The sequence below is a fragment of the Streptococcus sp. NM genome (assembly GCF_003390135.1).
Taxonomy (GTDB): Bacteria; Bacillota; Bacilli; order Lactobacillales; family Streptococcaceae; genus Streptococcus.
Map to the genome: position 1 here is coordinate 713364 of NZ_QUOS01000001.1, position 17417 is coordinate 730780.

Sequence of the window (17417 nt, forward strand, 5' to 3'; positions counted from 1 at the left end):
CTAGTCTTCTACTTCGTCCTCCCATACTTCTTCTTTCACTGCATCCTTATCATAAGGGAGCACGATGGTAAAGGTTGATCCCTTACCGTATTCACTTTTGGCCCAAATAAAGCCCTTATGTTGTTTGATAATTTCTTTAGCAATAGACAGTCCTAGGCCTGTACCACCTTGGGCACGACTTCTGGCACGATCAACACGATAAAAACGGTCAAAAATACGTGGTAAATCCTGCTTAGGAATACCCAAACCTTGGTCTGAGATAGATAAAATCATCTGATCATCAGTTGTCTTCATGGTCACTGTGATTTTCCCACCATCTGGTGAATACTTAATGGCATTGTTAAGAATATTATCAATCACCTGCGTCATTTTGTCTGTATCAATTTCAATCCAGACAGACGTAATCGGATAATCTCTAACCAATTCGTATTTCTTCTCTTCATCTGATCCCCTCATCTTATCAAAACGGTTAAGAATAAAAGTAATAAAAGCTGTAAAGTTAATCAGTTCCACATCTAGATGACTGGTTGCATTATCAATACGTGAAAGATGGAGAAGATCCGTCACCATCCGCATCATACGGTTTGTTTCGTCTAGAGACACCTTGATAAAGTCTGGAGCGACAGGTTCTGACAAGGCACCCTCATCCAAGGCTTCAAGATAGGATTTTACGCTAGTCAGAGGCGTTCGTAGCTCATGACTAACGTTGGAAACAAAGAGTCTCCGTTCCCGTTCTTCCTTCTCCTGCTCCGTCGTATCATGCAAAACTGCAACCAAACCTGAGATAAAGCCAGACTCTCGACGAACCAAGGCAAAACGTACACGAAGGCTCAGATATTCACCATTGGCATCCTGAGAATCAATCATAAGCTCAGGAACTTGGGTAATCAAATCACGAAGTTCATACTCATCTTCAATCTCAAGCAATTCTAGGATACTTTTGTTTAGAACATCTTCTTTCTGAACACCTAACTGTTTCTTAGCCATGTCATTAATCATGGTAATCTTGCCACGACGATTGGTCGCAAGGACTCCGTCCGTCATATAAGAGAGGATACTATGTAATCGTTTACTCTCTTGTTCCAGATTTTCTTGAGTCAAACGGATTACTTCTGATAAATCATTGAGATTATTGGTAATATTAGTGATTTCAGAGCTTCCCTGCATATCCAATACCTGAGAATAGTCTCCTGCAATCAGGTCTTTCACCTTTTGATTGATTTGCTTCAACCGAATATTATCTCGCCGATTTTCTAGCAAAAGCAAGGTAACAATCAAGATAAAACCCAATAAAATTAAAATGAAGATAAAATCACTAGTAAGAATATTTTTTCTAATAAATTCAATCATTATTTCTCATATAATAACCAACACCGCGACGTGTTAGGATGTACTCTGGACGACTTGGTGTATCTTCAATCTTCTCACGCAAACGTCTGATAGTTACGTCAACAGTCCGAACATCTCCGAAATAATCATAACCCCAGACCGTTTCAAGCAAGTGTTCACGGGTAATCACTTGACCAATATGAGAAGCCAAGTGATACAAAAGCTCAAATTCACGGTGGGTTAAGTCTAGTTCTTCACCGTATTTTTTAGCTACATAAGCATCTGGTACAATCTCCAAGTCCCCAATTTGCAAGGGTTGGGTTTTCTTTTCATCTGACTCTTGATTATCTACAGAAACCAAGTCCGTACGACGAAGAAGAGCTTTAACACGCGCCTGCAACTCACGATTTGAGAAGGGTTTGGTTACATAGTCATCCGCTCCAAGCTCTAAACCGATAACCTTATCAAATTCACTGTCTTTAGCTGACAGCATGATAATAGGTACACTACTCGTCTTACGAATAGTCTTTGCAACTTCTAAACCATCAATTTCGGGAAGCATCAAATCCAGAATAATAATATCTGGTTGCTCTGCTTCAAATTGTTCTAGTGCTTCACGACCATTAAAAGCAGTTACAACCTCGTAACCTTCCTTGGTCATATTAAACTTGATAATATCCGAGATTGGTTTTTCATCATCTACAATTAATATTTTTTTCATTTGTTCACCTTTTTCTCTACTATTATATCAAAAAAATAACAAGAAGACACAATAGCTAGTCTTTGCTATTGTCTAAGTTGGCTTGTGCATAAGCCTGCCAGATTTTTTGTTGGGGTTTGGCAAGTGGGTAATTCTTAAACTCTTCTGGTGAAAGCCAGCGAACTTCCCTATCTGAAAAGTTATGAAAGTCAGTCACCTGGCCTGCTACAATTTGAACATGCCACTTGCGATGACTAAAGACATGCTTGACAGTGTCAAAATAAATATCAAGCCAATCAACATCTAAGTCATAATCCTGCTGGAAACTCTCTTCTGGACTGGGACCAAAGTTCACATTTTCTTCTGCAACCTGGTGAAAGAGGTCAAACTGCTCTTCTTGTGAAAAGTTATCTACTTCTACCAGTGGGAAATGCCAAAAACCTGCCAAGAGCTTTTCACTTTCATTTTTTTCAAGTAAAAATTGTCCCTGAGAATTTTTCACAACTAAGGCTTTAAGATAAATGGGAATTGGCTTTTTCTTTGGAGCCTTAATTGGATAACGGTCCATGCTTCCATTCTGATATGCCGCACTAAAGTCCTTAACTGGGCTTTCTTCTGGTCTGGGATTTACAGGCGCCTCAATATCTGATCCCAAGTCCATCAAAGCTTGATTAAAGTCACCAGGCCTTTCTGGGTCAATCAAGATTTCCATCATTGCCTGAAAAATTTTACGATTACTTGGAATCCCAATATCGTGGTTGACTTCAAATAGACGCGCCAAAACACGCATGACATTACCATCTACAGCTGGCTCAGGCAAGTTAAAAGCAATACTGGAAATGGCTCCTGCTGTGTAAGGACCAATCCCTTTCAAGCTGGAAATTCCTTCATAAGTGTTTGGAAATTGACTACCAAAGTCAGTCATAATCTGCTGGGCTGCAGCCTGCATATTACGAACTCGAGAATAATAGCCCAAACCTTCCCAAGCCTTCAACAAACGCTCTTCAGGGGCAGTTGCCAAACTTTCAACTGTTGGAAACCAGGCCAAGAATCGTTCGTAGTAAGGGATAACTGTATCCACCCTAGTCTGCTGGAGCATAATTTCAGACACCCAGATATGATAAGGATTTTTACTTCTACGCCAGGGTAAATCTCTTTTGTTTTCATCATACCAGGTAAGAAGTTTCTCACGGAAAGAAACAATCTTCTCATCCGGCCACATGACGATTCCGTATTCTTTCAAATCTAACATATCTCTAGTATAACACAGAAGACTCTAACTGTCCTTTTCCTAGTATTAAAAAGCCTCTTCCCAAGGGAAAGAGGTTGAATTATTATTGATGAACTGCTTGAGCTGCTGTGATAAGAGTCAACTTGTACACATCATCAGCATTACATCCACGAGAAAGGTCGTTAACTGGCTTGTTCAAACCTTGCAAAACAGGACCTACTGCCGCAAAGCCACCAAGACGTTCTGCCATCTTGTAGCCAATATTTCCTGCCTCGATACCTGGGAAGATGAAGACGTTTGCTTGACCAGCTACTGTACTTCCCGGAGCTTTCAGAGCTGCAGTTTCTGGAACAAATGCCGCATCAAATTGCAACTCACCATCGATTTCAAGGTCAGGGCGCAAGTCATGAGCAATTTTAGTTGCTTCAACAACCTTATCAACGCTTTCTCCAAATCCTGAACCTTTAGTAGAATAGCTTAGCATAGCAATTTTAGGCTCGATTCCAAACATTTTAGCTGTGATTGCTGAGTTAATGGCAATTTCAGCCAAAGCTTCTGCGTCTGGATTAATGTTGATGGCACAGTCTCCAAACAGGTAACGCTCCGTACCACGAACCATGAGAAAGGCACCTGAAGTACGAGTTACATTTGGGCGAGTTTTGATGATTTGAAGGGCTGGACGAACTGTTGAAGCTGTTGAGTGAATCGCTCCTGACACCATTCCATCAACCAATCCTAAGTAAACCAACATAACACCAAAATAGTTGACATCTTCAACCAAAACCTTGCGTGCATCTTCTTCAGACATTTTACCCTTACGACGTTCTACCAAGGCAGCAACCATTTCTTCAAATTTATCGTAGTGTTGAGGGTCGATGACTTCATAACCATCCTCGATGCCTTCGATTTCAAGATAAATTTTAATTTTTTCAGGATTTCCAAGCAAAACAGGAATCACTTCTGTTTCTTTTACCAGGCGTTTAGTTGCTTGAAGAATACGAGGTTCTTCCCCTTCAGGGAGAACGATACGAGCATTTTTACCAACCAGGTTGGCTTTGAGACTTTCAAAAACTTCCATGAGTTTTCTCCTTTAAGATAATAATAATTATACTCTGAATCATTTTTTATAGAGTATTAGTTGATAACTGGGTAATAAGGTTACTGAAATCATCCGGCAAGGGACTTTCTAACTGCAAGTCTTGCTCTAAAAATGGATGATAAAAGGATAGGTAATGGCAATGCAGGGCTTGGCGCTGAATTCCATCGTCTAGACTACCACCATACAAGTCATCTCCCAACAAAGGAAAACCAATATGAGAAAAATGGACTCGGATTTGGTGGGTTCGTCCAGTATGCAGGCGAATATCAACTAAGTGAATATTCCCATAAGATGCTACAATCTTGTAAGAAGTATGGGCATACTTTCCGCCTTTAGCCACTCTTCTGGTGATAATGGAGTCTTCATCACGCGCAATCGGAGCAATAATTTCCCCCTCTGACTCCAAGTATCCATCACCTTTAACCAAAGCAAAGTAGCGTTTTTCAATGGACTTCTTCTGCAACTGCTTGTCTAATCGTGCGTGGGCATAGCCGTGCTTGGCAAAGAGCATCAAACCAGAAGTGTCCCTATCAAGTCTGGTCACAATGTGAACCTGCTGATTTTCATAGTTTTGCTTGACGTAGTAACCCTTGATAAAATTGGCAATGGTATTAGAGTGATTGACACTAGGAATAGAAGCCACTCCATAGGGTTTATTTAAGACTAGAAAATGGTCATCCTCATAGAGAATATCTAATGGTCTCTCGATAGCTTCTAGGGTTTCAAAGCCTTCCTCAGCAGGAATATCGATGATAACTCGGTCTCCAATATCCAATAGATACGTTGCATTTTGCGGTTGGTTATTGACCAGAATAGCTCCACCTCTAAACTTAATCTTGGCCAAAAGTCCCTTTGAAACCTCGTGCTTTTTTAAGAAGGTCTTAACCTTGACATGCTCATCTGCGATAAATTCAAACCTCATTCGTCCACCTCGCCGATGAAAGCATCCTTAACTCGGTTCCAGAAACTGGTATGACTAGGTGATGCGACAAAGTGAATCTTATGATGGTCGATTTGATACTCAATTCGTTCAATATTGCGGAAGGAATAAACGCTATTGTCAACCGAAATAGTATGGTAATCGTTTCTCGTTGGAATGAGTTCAATCTTATCCTTCTTAGGAACAATAATGGACGAACCTAGCGTTCGATAGACACGATTGTTAAGGCTGGCAATTTCCGTTAATTGCAAAGCTTCAATGGTAGGGTGTAAAACAGCTCCGCCAAGTGATTTGTTATAGGCTGTACTACCAGTCGGAGTCGAAACTGTTAGCCCATCTCCACGAAAACGTTCAAAGTGGACACCGTTAATCACAACATCCGCCACCATGGTTCGATCAGACCTGCGGATACTGGCTTCATTTAGTGCTCTAAAAATCTTCACTTCACCATTTTCAAGAAAGACCTTCACATTTAGAACAGGGTAAGAGACTCTTGCTCCGGTATCTAGCTGCAAATTAGTCACTAGCTTGTCCAACTCAAAATCACGGTAGTCCGTATAGAAGCCCAAATGTCCAGTATGAACACCAATGAAGCGGACCTTGTCAAGCTGATTTTCGTACTTATGAAAGGCCGACAAGAGCATGCCATCCCCACCAATGGAGATGACAATGTCCGGATTGGTATCATTGAGTATAAACTGATTTCTCTTCAAACGATCTCGCAATTCATACAAAACCCTTTGACTCTGCGGTTTTCTATTAGCTATCAGGTCAATTCGTTTACCTGTATTCTTCATCTGTATCGTCACTGTTTCCTACACCGTCATTTAATTTTCTACTCAAAGGATCAAAAAGAGCCTGGGCTTCCTGAATATCATCTCGAATTTTACCCATTTCTTCATCCAACTGATGGGCAATTTTGGCAGTAATTTCCAGTCGCTTCTTAATTTCCTCTGGGAAATCCCCTTGGTACTTGTAGTTGAGAGAATGTTCTATCGTTGCCCAAAAATTCATGGCCAAGGTACGAATTTGAATTTCCGCCAAAATGGTCTTGGCTCCATTGATGGTATCAACCGTATATTCTACTACCACGTGATAGGAACGGTAGCCTGATGCTTTTCGATGAGTAATATAGTCTCGCTCCTGTATGATCCGCATATCCTGACGTTTGCGCAAAATCTCCACTACTTCCTTAACGTCATCTACAAACTGAACCATCACACGCAAACCAGCAATATCTTGCAAATCGTGTTCTAAGGTCGCATAAGTAATACCACGTCGAGCCATCTTTTCCTGGATACTCTCAATTGGCTTAACTCGACCAGTCACAAACTCAATAGGAGAATGCTTATTTTGCTTACGATATTGCTTCCGAATACCACGTAGTTTAATTTTTAACTCACCAACAGCTTGAATGTAAGGATCTAGAAATTCTTCCCATTCTAAGGTCATATATTCTCCCTTGTTCTCATATTATCCTTCAAAAATATCTTTGATTTTTTCTCCAGATTCATATACAATAAATACAATGCTTATTATACCATAAATCCGCTTTCAACGATAAAGAAAAGGTAAGAAAAATGAAACATTTAGAAATTGAATTGAAAACACTCTTGAAAAAAGATGAATACAATCGTCTAAAAGGCCAGTTCACAGACGTCACTCCTGTTCTTCAAAAAAATTACTACATAGACACGCCTGATTTTGAACTGCGAGAAAAGAAAGTTGCTATGCGCATTCGAACCTTTGAAGACTGGGCAGAATTGACACTCAAAGTCCCTCAAAGTGTTGGAAACATGGAATACAACCAAAAATTGCAACTAAAAGATGCTGAAAACTATCTGAGTAAGAAAGAACTTCCTCAGGGGCTAGTACTGGAAGAATTGGCGAAACATGGTATTAAAACTAGTGAATGGCAGATCCTTGGTTGTCTAACAACGCTTCGCTATGAAATGCAAACAGCTATTGGTCTCATGGCGCTGGATGAAAGTCAGTACTTTGATATTACAGATTACGAATTAGAGCTTGAAGTTGAGAATCACGAGCAAGGGAAACAAGATTTCCAGCAATTTTTAGAGGAAAATCAGATTTCCTACCAAAAAGCCCCTTCAAAATTGGTCCGATTTGTCAAAAGCATGAAAAATAGCTGAAATAATCTCTATTTTTTGGTAAAATAGAAAAGATAAAATACAAAAATCCTAGTTCATATAGGCTAGACAGATATGGCTAGGATTTAAAAAGTTTACAGAGGACGGTCTATAATGTCAGATAGAAAAAACATGAAACTTTTCGCACTCAACTCTAACCAAGAGATTGCACAGAAAATTGCACAAGCTGTTGGTGTACCGCTTGGAAAACTATCATCACGTCAATTTTCAGACGGAGAAATCCAAGTGAATATCGAAGAAAGTGTCCGTGGTTATGATGTTTACATCATCCAGTCTACAAGCTTCCCTGTTAACAACCACCTAATGGAATTGTTGATCATGGTCGACGCTTGTGTGCGCGCAAGTGCCCACAGTATCAACGTTGTCCTTCCATATTTTGGCTATGCACGTCAAGACCGCATTGCTTCACCTCGTGAGCCACTTACAGCGAAACTAGTTGCCAATATGCTAGTTAAGGCTGGTGTCGATCGTATCCTTACGCTTGATTTGCATGCCGTTCAGGTTCAAGGCTTCTTTGATATTCCTGTTGATAACCTCTTCACAGTGCCCCTATTTGCCAAACATTACTGCGATAAGGGGCTCCTTGGCTCAGATGTTGTTGTCGTTAGCCCTAAAAATTCAGGGGTAAAACGTGCTCGTAGCTTGGCTGAGTATCTTGATGCTCCTATCGCCATTATCGACTACCCACAAGACGATGCAACTCGCAACGAAGGTTATATCATCGGTGATGTTGAAGGTAAGAAAGCTATTTTAATTGACGATATCCTTAATACAGGACGTACCTTCTCTGAAGCTGCCAAAATCGTTGAACGTGAAGGAGCTACAGAAATTTATGCTGTTTCTAGCCACGGTCTCTTCGTCGAAGGAGCTGCTGAACTTCTTGACAATACTAATATTAAAGAAATTCTTGTGACTGATTCAGTAGCAACAAAAGAAAAAACTCCTAAAAACGTATGCTACATCACTGCTAGTGAGTTAATTGGTGATGCCATCGTCCGTATCCACGAAAGAAAACCAGTCAGCCCACTCTTTGCCTACAATAAAAAGAAATAAGGTGATTCTTTGATTTATTTGGACAATGCTGCAACGACTCCCATGTCAGCAGTTTCTATTTCAGCCATGACCAAGGTTATGCAAGAAACCCACGGAAACCCTTCTAGTATTCATAGTCATGGTCGTCAAGCTGGCAAACTCTTGCGAGAAGCCCGTCAGGAACTAGCTCAGTTACTGGGGACAAAACCTCAGCATATCTTTTTCACTTCTGGTGGAACTGAAGGCAACAATACTGCTATCGTTGGCTACTGCCTTCGTCACCAAGAACAAGGAAAACATATCATCACAACTGCCATTGAGCACCATGCCGTCCTTGAAACGATTGATTACTTGGTTCAACACTTTGGTTTTGAAGCAACCATTATCCAGCCAGAAAATCAAGAAATCACAGCCCAACAAATTCAAAAGTCTTTACGTGATGATACGATTTTGGTTTCTACCATGTTTGCTAATAATGAGACAGGAAACCTACTTCCCATTGCTGAAATTGGCCAAATACTCAAACAACACCCTGCTGCCTATCATGTTGATGCAGTTCAAGCTATTGGTAAAATACCAATTCACCTCGAAGAATTGGGCATTGATTTTCTCACCGCTTCTGCCCATAAATTCCATGGTCCTAAGGGAATCGGCTTTCTCTACGCTTCTAGCATGGACTTTGATTCCTATCTACATGGCGGAGACCAAGAACAGAAAAAACGAGCAGGGACTGAAAATTTAGCTGCCATCATAGGCATGGTTGCAGCCCTAAAAGAAGACCTAGAAAAACAAGAAGAACATTTTCAACATGTACAAAATCTAGAAACTGCCTTTCTGACAGAGCTAGAGGGCATTCAATATTACCTGAATAGAAGCGATCACCATCTCCCTTATGTTCTCAATATTGGATTTCCTGGCCAGAAAAATGACCTCTTACTCCTTCGTCTAGATTTGGCTGGAATTTCAATCTCTACTGGCTCAGCCTGCACTGCGGGCATTGTACAATCCAGCCATGTTCTTGAAGCCATGTACGGGGCAAATTCAGAACGCTTGAAGGAATCCGTTCGTATCAGTCTCTCACCACAAAATACTGTTGAAGACCTACAAACCCTCGCAAAAACCTTAAAAGAAATTATCGGAGGTTAGCCATATGGCATTTGAAAAAACCATTCAGTTAAAAAATTGTCGCTACGACTACACTCTTAGCCCTTCTGTTAAAAAATTCACCCTTAAGGACAACACCTTTTTTGAGACTAAGGTTGGTAACTATGAATTGACTCGCCTTTTGGAAAAAGTTCCGAACAGCGGTGAGGGATTCCAGCTCAAAATCATCATTAACAAGGAACTTACAGGTGCTAAAATCAATATCACTGACAAGTTTGGGCTACGTCTAGTTGATATTTTCAAATCAGAAGACCACCACATTCATCAGGAAAAATTCTATTTCCTCATGGATAGCTTGGTAGAACGTGGTGTCTTTACAAAATCGGAAAGATAGAGCCAAAATGTTTGAACTGACCTATAAGGACAGCTATCATGTAGAGCGCACTCTCAAGTATGAGGATTATGAGGCTCTCATGCTGGCTCTGTCAGGATGTGTGACTCTGCCAGATACACTTTATGTAACTTCTTTGACCTTTAAAGGGCAAGAAGTTTACCAAGGACTGGTCGGAGACCTCTACCGTTTTCTATCACATGCAGATTTTTTACATCAAAACTAAGATTTTTCTTAGTTTTTTCTTGTTTTTGTTGATTTTTTCACAATGTTTCTATAAAATAGAAGAATAGAAAGGTTGTGATTTTGTGAAAGATAAACAGTCTGCTATTCCAAAAGCTACAGCAAAAAGACTCTCTCTCTACTATCGAATTTTTAAGAGATTTCATGCAGAAAAGATTGAACGTGCCAACTCTAAGCAAATTGCAGAGGCTATCGGTATTGATTCCGCGACCGTACGTCGTGATTTTTCCTATTTTGGTGAACTAGGTCGTCGTGGTTTTGGCTATGATGTCAAAAAACTGATGACATTTTTTGCCGATTTGCTCAATGATAACTCCATCACCAATGTCATGCTGGTAGGTATTGGAAATATGGGCCATGCCCTTCTCCACTATCGCTTCCATGAGCGCAACAAGATGAAGATTATCATGGCCTTTGACCTAGATGACCATCCCGAAGTCGGTACCCAAACTCCTGATGGAATTCCCATTTACGGGATTTCTCAAATCAAGGATAAAATCAAGGATGCTGATGTCAAGACTGCTATCCTGACCGTTCCCAGCGTTAAGTCACAAGAGGTTGCTAATCTCTTGGTGGATGCTGGCGTGAAAGGAATTCTCAGTTTTTCACCAGTCCATCTACATTTACCAAAAGACGTGGTCGTTCAGTATGTCGATTTGACAAGTGAACTCCAAACCCTCCTCTATTTCATGCGAAAAGAGGATTAGAAAGCGAAAATCATTTTATGAAAAAACCAGTTATTGGGATTACAGGAAACGAAAAAACTCATCCAGATGATGACATCATGATGAGCTACGTAGCAAAAGGCTTTGTTGAAGGCGTTAAAGACGCTGGAGGGATTCCCATCATCCTACCGATTGGTGATCAAGAAATGGCTAGCCACTATATCAGTATGATTGACAAGCTCATCTTGACAGGTGGGCAAAATGTCGATCCAAAATTCTATGATGAAGCCAAAACCATTGATAGCGATGACTACCATCTTCAAAGAGATATCTTTGAACTGGCCCTCATCAAGGAAGCTATTAAACAGAAAAAGCCAATTTTTTCTGTCTGTCGTGGAACTCAACTCTTTAACGTTGCCATGGGTGGAACTTTGTACCAAGATATCGAAGACCATTGGCAGGATTGTTCCGCCGAATACACAACTCAACGCTTGGTGACAGAGCCTGATACAGTTCTTCGAGAAATCTATGGAGAAATTTCCCATATCAACTCCTTCCACCACCAGAGTATCAAGGATTTAGCCCCCAACTTAAAAGTTGTGGCTCATGATCCTAAAGATGGTATCATTGAAGCTGTTACGAGTACGGATGACATTGCCTTTCTCGGTGTCCAGTGGCACCCAGAGTTTCTTTTTGAAAATCGTCCCAAAGATAAAAATCTCTTTGACTATGTCGTAAATGAACTTTAAATTAAATCTGTCTTTTCACGGTAACTAAAGTAACTAGAATGTGAGACAATCAAATGATCCAAGAGGACAATCCCCATCAGGTCGCAAGCTTCTTTAACAAGTTTAGTGACATGATCATCATTTCGGCTAGGCGCTACCGCTCCTGAAGGATGATTGTGGACCAAGATGAGTGAAGTCGCCATATGCTTGATAGCATAATGAAGAATCTCACGTGGTTCAGCGATACTGCGAGTAGCTGAACCGATAAAAATGGTCTGTTGATGGATGATTTGATTTTGAGTATTGAGATAGAGCGCCACCAGGTGCTCTTGTTTTTTATGGCCCAATTCCTGCTGCATCTTCTTGGCCAACTTTTGACTGCTGAGAATACTTTCCATCTCAAGGGTCTCATGCTTGTGAATACGATGGCCCAGTTCAATCATAGCTTGTAACTCTATGGCCTTAACACGGCCGATACCAGATAGACTCTGCAATTCCTGCAGGGTCATTTTTTTCAAATCTGTTAGGCTTGAAAGATTATTCAAGACTTTCTGGGCAATTTCAAAAACGCTAGCTTGACGTGTTCCTGTCCTTAGTAAAATAGCTAGCAACTCTTGATTACTGAGCGCTTCAACTCCTTCTTTGGCCAGTCTTTCTCTTGGTAATAGTGAATCTTCTTGGAATGAAATACTATACATAAAAATCCTCCTCACTTTATTATTCGTGAGAAGGATGGAAAATTAGATTTTTTTCTCAATTGGGGCTACACTAGCCAAAAGTTTTTTCAAACCTACTTCTGGGAAATTGATTTTCAATTCCTGCGTAGCACCGCTACCTGAAACTTCCAGAACGGTTCCCTCTCCCCATTTCTTGTGGAGGGCAATATCACCAATGGACCAATTTGCCTCGCTAGACGCTGATTTTGCTCCAGCTGTAAATTGACCAAATGGGAGACCACTTGACTGGATAGATTTTGGTGCAGCATTGCGTTTCCGTTCTTGAAGAGCTTGAGCCAAACTCATACCTTGACCAAAGGCAAGACCACCACTGCTATAAGATGCCTTAAAGCTTGTATTTGCTGGACGAGCCAGACCTTGATACTCAAGCAAGTCTGAACTAATTTCGTTAATAAATCGAGTAGGACGGTTGTAGTTGGTGCGACCGAAAAGCAGACGCGAGTTGGCATTGGTCAGATAGAGAATTTTCTCTGCACGCGTAATTCCTACATAGGCCAGACGGCGTTCTTCTTCCAATTCATCTTGATCTTCAGCTGCACGGCTAAGCGGAAAGACATTTTCTTCCATCCCAATCAAAAAGACAACTGGAAACTCGAGACCTTTGGCAGCGTGTAGGGTCATCAGGGTCACTTCTGATGTCTCCTGACTACCTGAATCTGTGTCTGCAATTAAGGCCAAATCATTTAAGAAACGACTCAGTTTATCCAGACCAGTTTCCTCTTCTGGCCCATCAGAGGTGTCATCAAAGTTTTTCGTCACAGAAAGGAACTCTTCAATATTTTCAACCCTAGCCTTGCTTTCTAAAGTCGCTTGAGCATTTAGAATATCGACGTAACCTGTTTTTTCTAGGACGGCCTCAACCAACTCTGTAATAGTTAATTGATCTAGCTGCTCTCGTAAATCTAGAATCATATTGGCAAAATCCCAGATAGATTGAGCTGCCTTACCCTTGATACCAGATAACATGATATTGGCTGAAGCATCTAGCATGGACATGTCTTGCATATTCGCAAAGTCCCGGATTTTCTCAACTGTACCTGGCCCAATTCCACGTTTCGGTTCGTTGATAATACGTTCAAAACTGATATTGTCACTCAAATTAGCAATAAGATTGAGGTAAGCGATAATATCGCGGATTTCCTTACGGCTGTAGAACTTAGTTCCGCCAACCATGGTATAAGGAATGTTTGACTTGAGCAGGGCTTCTTCAATAGTACGAGACTGGGCGTTAGTACGATAGAGAACTGCAAAATCCTTGTGAAGGAAATTTTGGCTCCGACCAAGTTCATCAATAGTTTTAGCCACAAATACAGCCTCATCCAGCTCATCATCGGCACGATAGTAAACGATTTGCTCCCCATCAGCATTTTGGGTCCAGAGATTCTTAGGGCGACGGTTTTTATTATTTTTAATGACCTCGTTGGCCGCTTGGAGAATTGTTTTGGTGGAACGGTAATTTTCCTCCAACAAAACAACCTTGGCTTGGGGATAATCTTTCTCAAAATCCAAAATATTCTGCATATCAGCACCACGCCAACCGTAGATAGACTGGTCCGCATCCCCAACCACACAGATATTTTTAAAACGGGAAGCCAAGAGTTTGACCAATTGGTACTGAGCGTGGTTGGTATCTTGGTACTCATCTACGTGGATGTACTGGAACTTCTGCTGATAGTAGGTCAAGACATCAGGATTTTGATCAAAGAGACGCAAGGTCAGCATAATCAAATCATCAAAGTCAACCGACTCCGACTGACGAAGCTCTTTTTGATAAGCCGTGTAACACTGGGACACGATTTGCGTATACATATCGCCAGCTTGGGCAGCATAAGCCACATCATCAATCAAATCATTCTTAGCATTAGAAATGGTCCCCAAAATAGTTCGCTCATTCCATTTTTTAGGGTCCAAGTTCAACTGCTTGAGAATGCGTTTCATGAGCGTTCGCTGTTCACCAGGATCCACAATAGTAAAATTACGGTTGTAGCCAATATGATCCGCATCGCGACGCAAAATACGAACGCACATGGAGTGGAAGGTCGCAATCAGACAATCCTGAGTAGCTGGATTGAGGCTATAAGCACGCTCTTTCATCTCACGCGCAGCCTTATTAGTAAAGGTAATGGCCAAGATATTCCATGGATTGACCATCTTTTCATCAATCAAATAAGCAATACGGTGGGTCAAAACTCGGGTCTTTCCAGAACCAGCCCCTGCCATAATCAACAAGGGACCTTCTGTCGTTTGCACCGCCTCAGCCTGACGGTTATTCATTCCATTTAATAATGCGTTCATCTTCTCTTCCTTACTCTTGAAGTCAATATTTCTATTATATCAGAATTTAGGGAAAATATCTTTACCTAGACTGGTTACGTGTAGAAGGCAACTTCTTATATCTAGATAAAAAATGAGCTTGGATATTATTTCCAAACTCATTTAAAATCAATTGCAATATACTAGAACAAGCCTAATACTGTTCCATCGCTTTCAACATCCATGTTGAGAGCAGCTGGTCGTTTTGGAAGTCCTGGCATGGTCATGACATCACCAGTTAAGGCAACGATAAAGCCTGCACCTAATTTTGGAACCAATTCACGAATGGTAATTTCAAAGTTTTCAGGTGCTCCAAGTGCATTCGGATTGTCTGAGAAACTATATTGAGTTTTAGCCATACAGATTGGCAATTTGTCCCAACCGTTTTGAACGATTTGAGCAATTTGTGTTTGAGCTTTCTTCTCAAAATTCACTTTGCTACCACGGTAGATTTCAGTAACAATCTTTTCAATCTTTTCTTGAACAGAAAGGTCATTGTCATACAAACGTTTGTAGTTAGCTGGGTTTTCAGCGATTGTCTTAACAACTGTTTCGGCAAGAGCTACTCCACCTTCTGCACCATCAGCCCAGACACTTGCTAACTCAACTGGTACATCAATTGAGGCACAGAGTTCTTTCAAGGCTGCAATTTCAGCTTCTGTATCAGACACAAATTCGTTAATAGCTACGACTGCAGGTACTCCAAATTTACGGATATTTTCAACGTGGCGTTTCAAGTTGGCAAAACCTGCACGCACTGCTTCTACATTTTCCTCTGTAAGAGCATCCTTAGCCACGCCACCATTCATCTTAAGGGCACGAAGGGTTGCTACAATAACCACTGCATCTGGAGATGTTGGCAAGTTTGGTGTCTTAATATCAAGGAATTTCTCGGCACCAAGGTCTGCACCAAAACCAGCTTCAGTAACTGTGTAATCAGCCAGGTGAAGGGCTGTTGTCGTTGCCAAGACAGAGTTACATCCATGAGCAATATTGGCAAATGGACCACCATGAACAAAGGCAGGTGTACCATAAATTGTTTGAACGAGATTAGGCTTAATAGCATCCTTCAAGATCAACGCCAAGGCACCTTCAATCTGCAAATCACCTACATAAACAGGTGTACGGTCATAACGATAACCGATAACGATATTAGCCAGACGGCGTTTCAAGTCCTCGATGTCTGTTGCCAAGCAAAGAATTGCCATGATTTCGGAAGCAACGGTAATGTCAAAACCATCCTCACGAGGAATACCATTTAGAGGACCACCAAGCCCAACTGTTACATGGCGAAGAGCACGGTCGTTCAAGTCCACAACACGTTTCCAGAGAATACGACGTTGGTCAATTCCCAACTCATTCCCTTGGTGTAAGTGGTTGTCAATCAAGGCAGAAAGCGCATTGTTGGCAGTCGTAATGGCATGCATATCTCCAGTGAAGTGGAGGTTGATGTCTTCCATTGGTAGCACTTGGGCATAACCACCACCAGCGGCACCACCCTTAATCCCCATTACTGGACCAAGAGATGGTTCGCGAATAGCAATCATGGTTTTCTTGCCAATCTTGTTCAAGGCATCCGCAAGACCAATGGTAATAGTTGATTTTCCTTCACCTGCAGGCGTTGGGTTGATGGCAGTAACCAAGATCAATTTCCCAACTGGATTGCTCTCAACTGCACGAATTTTATCAAAGCTGAGCTTAGCCTTGTACTTTCCGTACAACTCCAAATCATCGTAAGAAATACCAAGTTTCTCTACAACATCAACGATTGGCTTCAACTCAATACTCTGTGCGATTTCAATATCTGTTTTCATTCAAAACTCCTCTAACCTCTTATATGATAATTCATTATAACACAAAACAAGATTTTTAACATCCTAAAACTCTCTAAACGTTCGTAAATATCCCTATTTTTAAGGTTTTTAGAGTTCTTTCTTAAATTTTATATGGCTTTATAGTTTGAAACTATAGTAAATCTTCGTTTTTACCAAAAATTTATCGCTTTCATTTTACTTACCGTTTATTTTTGTGTACAATAGTGCTATGAAAATTTTAGTTACATCGGGCGGTACTAGTGAAGCTATCGATAGCGTCCGCTCTATCACTAACCATTCTACGGGTCTCTTGGGCAAAATCATCACAGAAACTTTGCTTGCTGCAGGGCATGAAGTTTGTTTAATTACTACAAAACGAGCTTTGAAGCCAGAAGCCCATCCCAACCTAAATATTCGAGAAATTAACAATACCAAGGACCTTCTTCTGGAAATGCAAGAACGTATTAAGGATTATCAGGTCTTGATTCACTCAATGGCTGTATCTGACTACACTCCTGTTTATATGACGGGGATGGAGGAAGTTCAGGCTAGCTCCAATCTAGAAGAATTTTTAAGCAAGCAGAATCATCAGACTAAGATTTCTTCAACTGATGAGGTTCAAGTTTTGTTTCTGAAAAAAACACCCAAAATCATCTCTCTAGTCAAGGAATGGAATCCTGCTATTCATCTGATTGGTTTCAAACTGCTGGTTGATGTTTCTGAAGACCATCTGGTTGACATTGCTAGAAAAAGTCTTATCAAGAACCAAGCTGACTTAATCATTGCGAATGATTTCACTCAAATCTCAGCAGTTCAGCACCGCGCAATCTTTGTTGAGAAAGATCATCTTCAAACAGTCCAGACTAAAGAAGAAATTGCAAAACTCCTCCTTGAAAAGATTCAAGCCTATCATTCATAGAAAG

Annotated in this window: 18 protein-coding genes; 8 read left to right on the forward strand and 10 right to left on the reverse strand. The window is 40.9% G+C overall.

The features are described from left to right. The 7 genes from vicK to DXN33_RS03690 all read right to left on the reverse strand — a co-directional run bounded on the left by vicK (nucleotide 1) and on the right by DXN33_RS03690 (nucleotide 6751). Complete coding sequence (vicK, locus tag DXN33_RS03660; protein WP_042751232.1) at nucleotides 1-1350, reverse strand: cell wall metabolism sensor histidine kinase VicK; 1350 nt, start codon at nucleotides 1348-1350, stop codon at nucleotides 1-3. Next, on the reverse strand, nucleotides 1343-2050 hold the full coding sequence (gene yycF / locus DXN33_RS03665; RefSeq protein WP_000722072.1) for a response regulator YycF: 708 nt from the start codon (nucleotides 2048-2050) through the stop codon (nucleotides 1343-1345). The genes vicK and yycF overlap by 8 nt, the downstream gene beginning before the upstream one ends. 55 nt (nucleotides 2051-2105) lie before the next feature. Beyond that, nucleotides 2106-3281, reverse strand: coding sequence for an A/G-specific adenine glycosylase (mutY, locus tag DXN33_RS03670; protein ID WP_115904374.1), 1176 nt, complete (start codon nucleotides 3279-3281; stop codon nucleotides 2106-2108). 82 nt (nucleotides 3282-3363) lie between these two features. Continuing rightward, the gene (gene pta / locus DXN33_RS03675) at nucleotides 3364-4338 is read right to left on the reverse strand and encodes a phosphate acetyltransferase (protein WP_000451571.1); all 975 of its coding nucleotides are present in this window, start codon (nucleotides 4336-4338) and stop codon (nucleotides 3364-3366) included. Nucleotides 4339-4384: 46 nt separating this feature from the next. Continuing rightward, nucleotides 4385-5281 carry an RluA family pseudouridine synthase gene (locus DXN33_RS03680; RefSeq protein ID WP_115904375.1) on the reverse strand — a complete coding sequence of 299 codons (897 nt, stop codon included), beginning with the start codon at nucleotides 5279-5281 and terminating at the stop codon, nucleotides 4385-4387. After that, nucleotides 5278-6096, reverse strand: coding sequence for an NAD kinase (locus DXN33_RS03685; RefSeq protein WP_000799056.1), 819 nt, complete (start codon nucleotides 6094-6096; stop codon nucleotides 5278-5280). Before DXN33_RS03685 ends, DXN33_RS03680 begins: the two co-directional genes overlap by 4 nt. Beyond that, the gene (locus DXN33_RS03690) at nucleotides 6080-6751 is read right to left on the reverse strand and encodes a GTP pyrophosphokinase family protein (RefSeq protein ID WP_115904376.1); all 672 of its coding nucleotides are present in this window, start codon (nucleotides 6749-6751) and stop codon (nucleotides 6080-6082) included. Before DXN33_RS03690 ends, DXN33_RS03685 begins: the two co-directional genes overlap by 17 nt. 128 nt (nucleotides 6752-6879) lie before the next feature. On the opposite strand from DXN33_RS03690, the gene DXN33_RS03695 reads away from it, so the two are divergent. The 7 genes from DXN33_RS03695 (at nucleotide 6880) to DXN33_RS03725 (ending at nucleotide 11651) form a co-directional block, all read left to right on the forward strand. Continuing rightward, nucleotides 6880-7449 (forward strand): CYTH domain-containing protein, encoded by a 570-nt coding sequence (locus tag DXN33_RS03695; RefSeq protein ID WP_115904377.1) that lies wholly within the window; start codon nucleotides 6880-6882, stop codon nucleotides 7447-7449. A gap of 111 nt (nucleotides 7450-7560) precedes the next feature. Next, nucleotides 7561-8520 (forward strand): ribose-phosphate diphosphokinase, encoded by a 960-nt coding sequence (locus DXN33_RS03700; protein ID WP_001283818.1) that lies wholly within the window; start codon nucleotides 7561-7563, stop codon nucleotides 8518-8520. A gap of 9 nt (nucleotides 8521-8529) precedes the next feature. Beyond that, entirely contained in the window at nucleotides 8530-9645 is a 1116-nt protein-coding gene (locus DXN33_RS03705) for a cysteine desulfurase family protein (protein WP_115904378.1), read from the forward strand. Nucleotides 9646-9649: 4 nt separating this feature from the next. Next, entirely contained in the window at nucleotides 9650-9997 is a 348-nt protein-coding gene (locus DXN33_RS03710; RefSeq protein ID WP_000863540.1) for a DUF1831 domain-containing protein, read from the forward strand. A gap of 7 nt (nucleotides 9998-10004) precedes the next feature. Continuing rightward, nucleotides 10005-10220 carry a DUF4649 family protein gene (locus tag DXN33_RS03715; RefSeq protein ID WP_000462491.1) on the forward strand — a complete coding sequence of 72 codons (216 nt, stop codon included), beginning with the start codon at nucleotides 10005-10007 and terminating at the stop codon, nucleotides 10218-10220. Nucleotides 10221-10302: 82 nt separating this feature from the next. Further along, the gene (locus DXN33_RS03720; protein ID WP_000653417.1) at nucleotides 10303-10944 is read left to right on the forward strand and encodes a redox-sensing transcriptional repressor Rex; all 642 of its coding nucleotides are present in this window, start codon (nucleotides 10303-10305) and stop codon (nucleotides 10942-10944) included. Between the two features lie 17 nt (nucleotides 10945-10961). Beyond that, nucleotides 10962-11651, forward strand: coding sequence for a gamma-glutamyl-gamma-aminobutyrate hydrolase family protein (locus tag DXN33_RS03725; protein ID WP_049491696.1), 690 nt, complete (start codon nucleotides 10962-10964; stop codon nucleotides 11649-11651). Here the strand turns inward: DXN33_RS03725 and radC are convergent. From radC to DXN33_RS03740, 3 genes are all read right to left on the reverse strand, one after another. After that, nucleotides 11648-12328, reverse strand: a complete 681-nt coding sequence (radC, locus tag DXN33_RS03730; protein ID WP_033688879.1) for a DNA repair protein RadC — start codon at nucleotides 12326-12328, stop codon at nucleotides 11648-11650. The two genes, DXN33_RS03725 and radC, sit on opposite strands and share 4 nt — an antisense overlap. Before the next feature lie 42 nt (nucleotides 12329-12370). Then, nucleotides 12371-14662, reverse strand: coding sequence for a DNA helicase PcrA (gene pcrA, locus DXN33_RS03735; protein ID WP_115904379.1), 2292 nt, complete (start codon nucleotides 14660-14662; stop codon nucleotides 12371-12373). Between the two features lie 161 nt (nucleotides 14663-14823). Beyond that, a complete protein-coding gene (locus tag DXN33_RS03740; protein ID WP_115904380.1) occupies nucleotides 14824-16494 on the reverse strand; it encodes a formate--tetrahydrofolate ligase in 1671 nt (556 codons plus the stop codon). Nucleotides 16495-16723: 229 nt separating this feature from the next. Here DXN33_RS03740 and coaB point away from each other — a divergent pair, with 229 nt between their 5' ends. Next, nucleotides 16724-17413: a phosphopantothenate--cysteine ligase gene (gene coaB, locus DXN33_RS03745; RefSeq protein ID WP_115904381.1), complete on the forward strand. Its 690-nt coding sequence runs from the start codon at nucleotides 16724-16726 to the stop codon at nucleotides 17411-17413. Nucleotides 17414-17417: the final 4 nt, after the last annotated feature.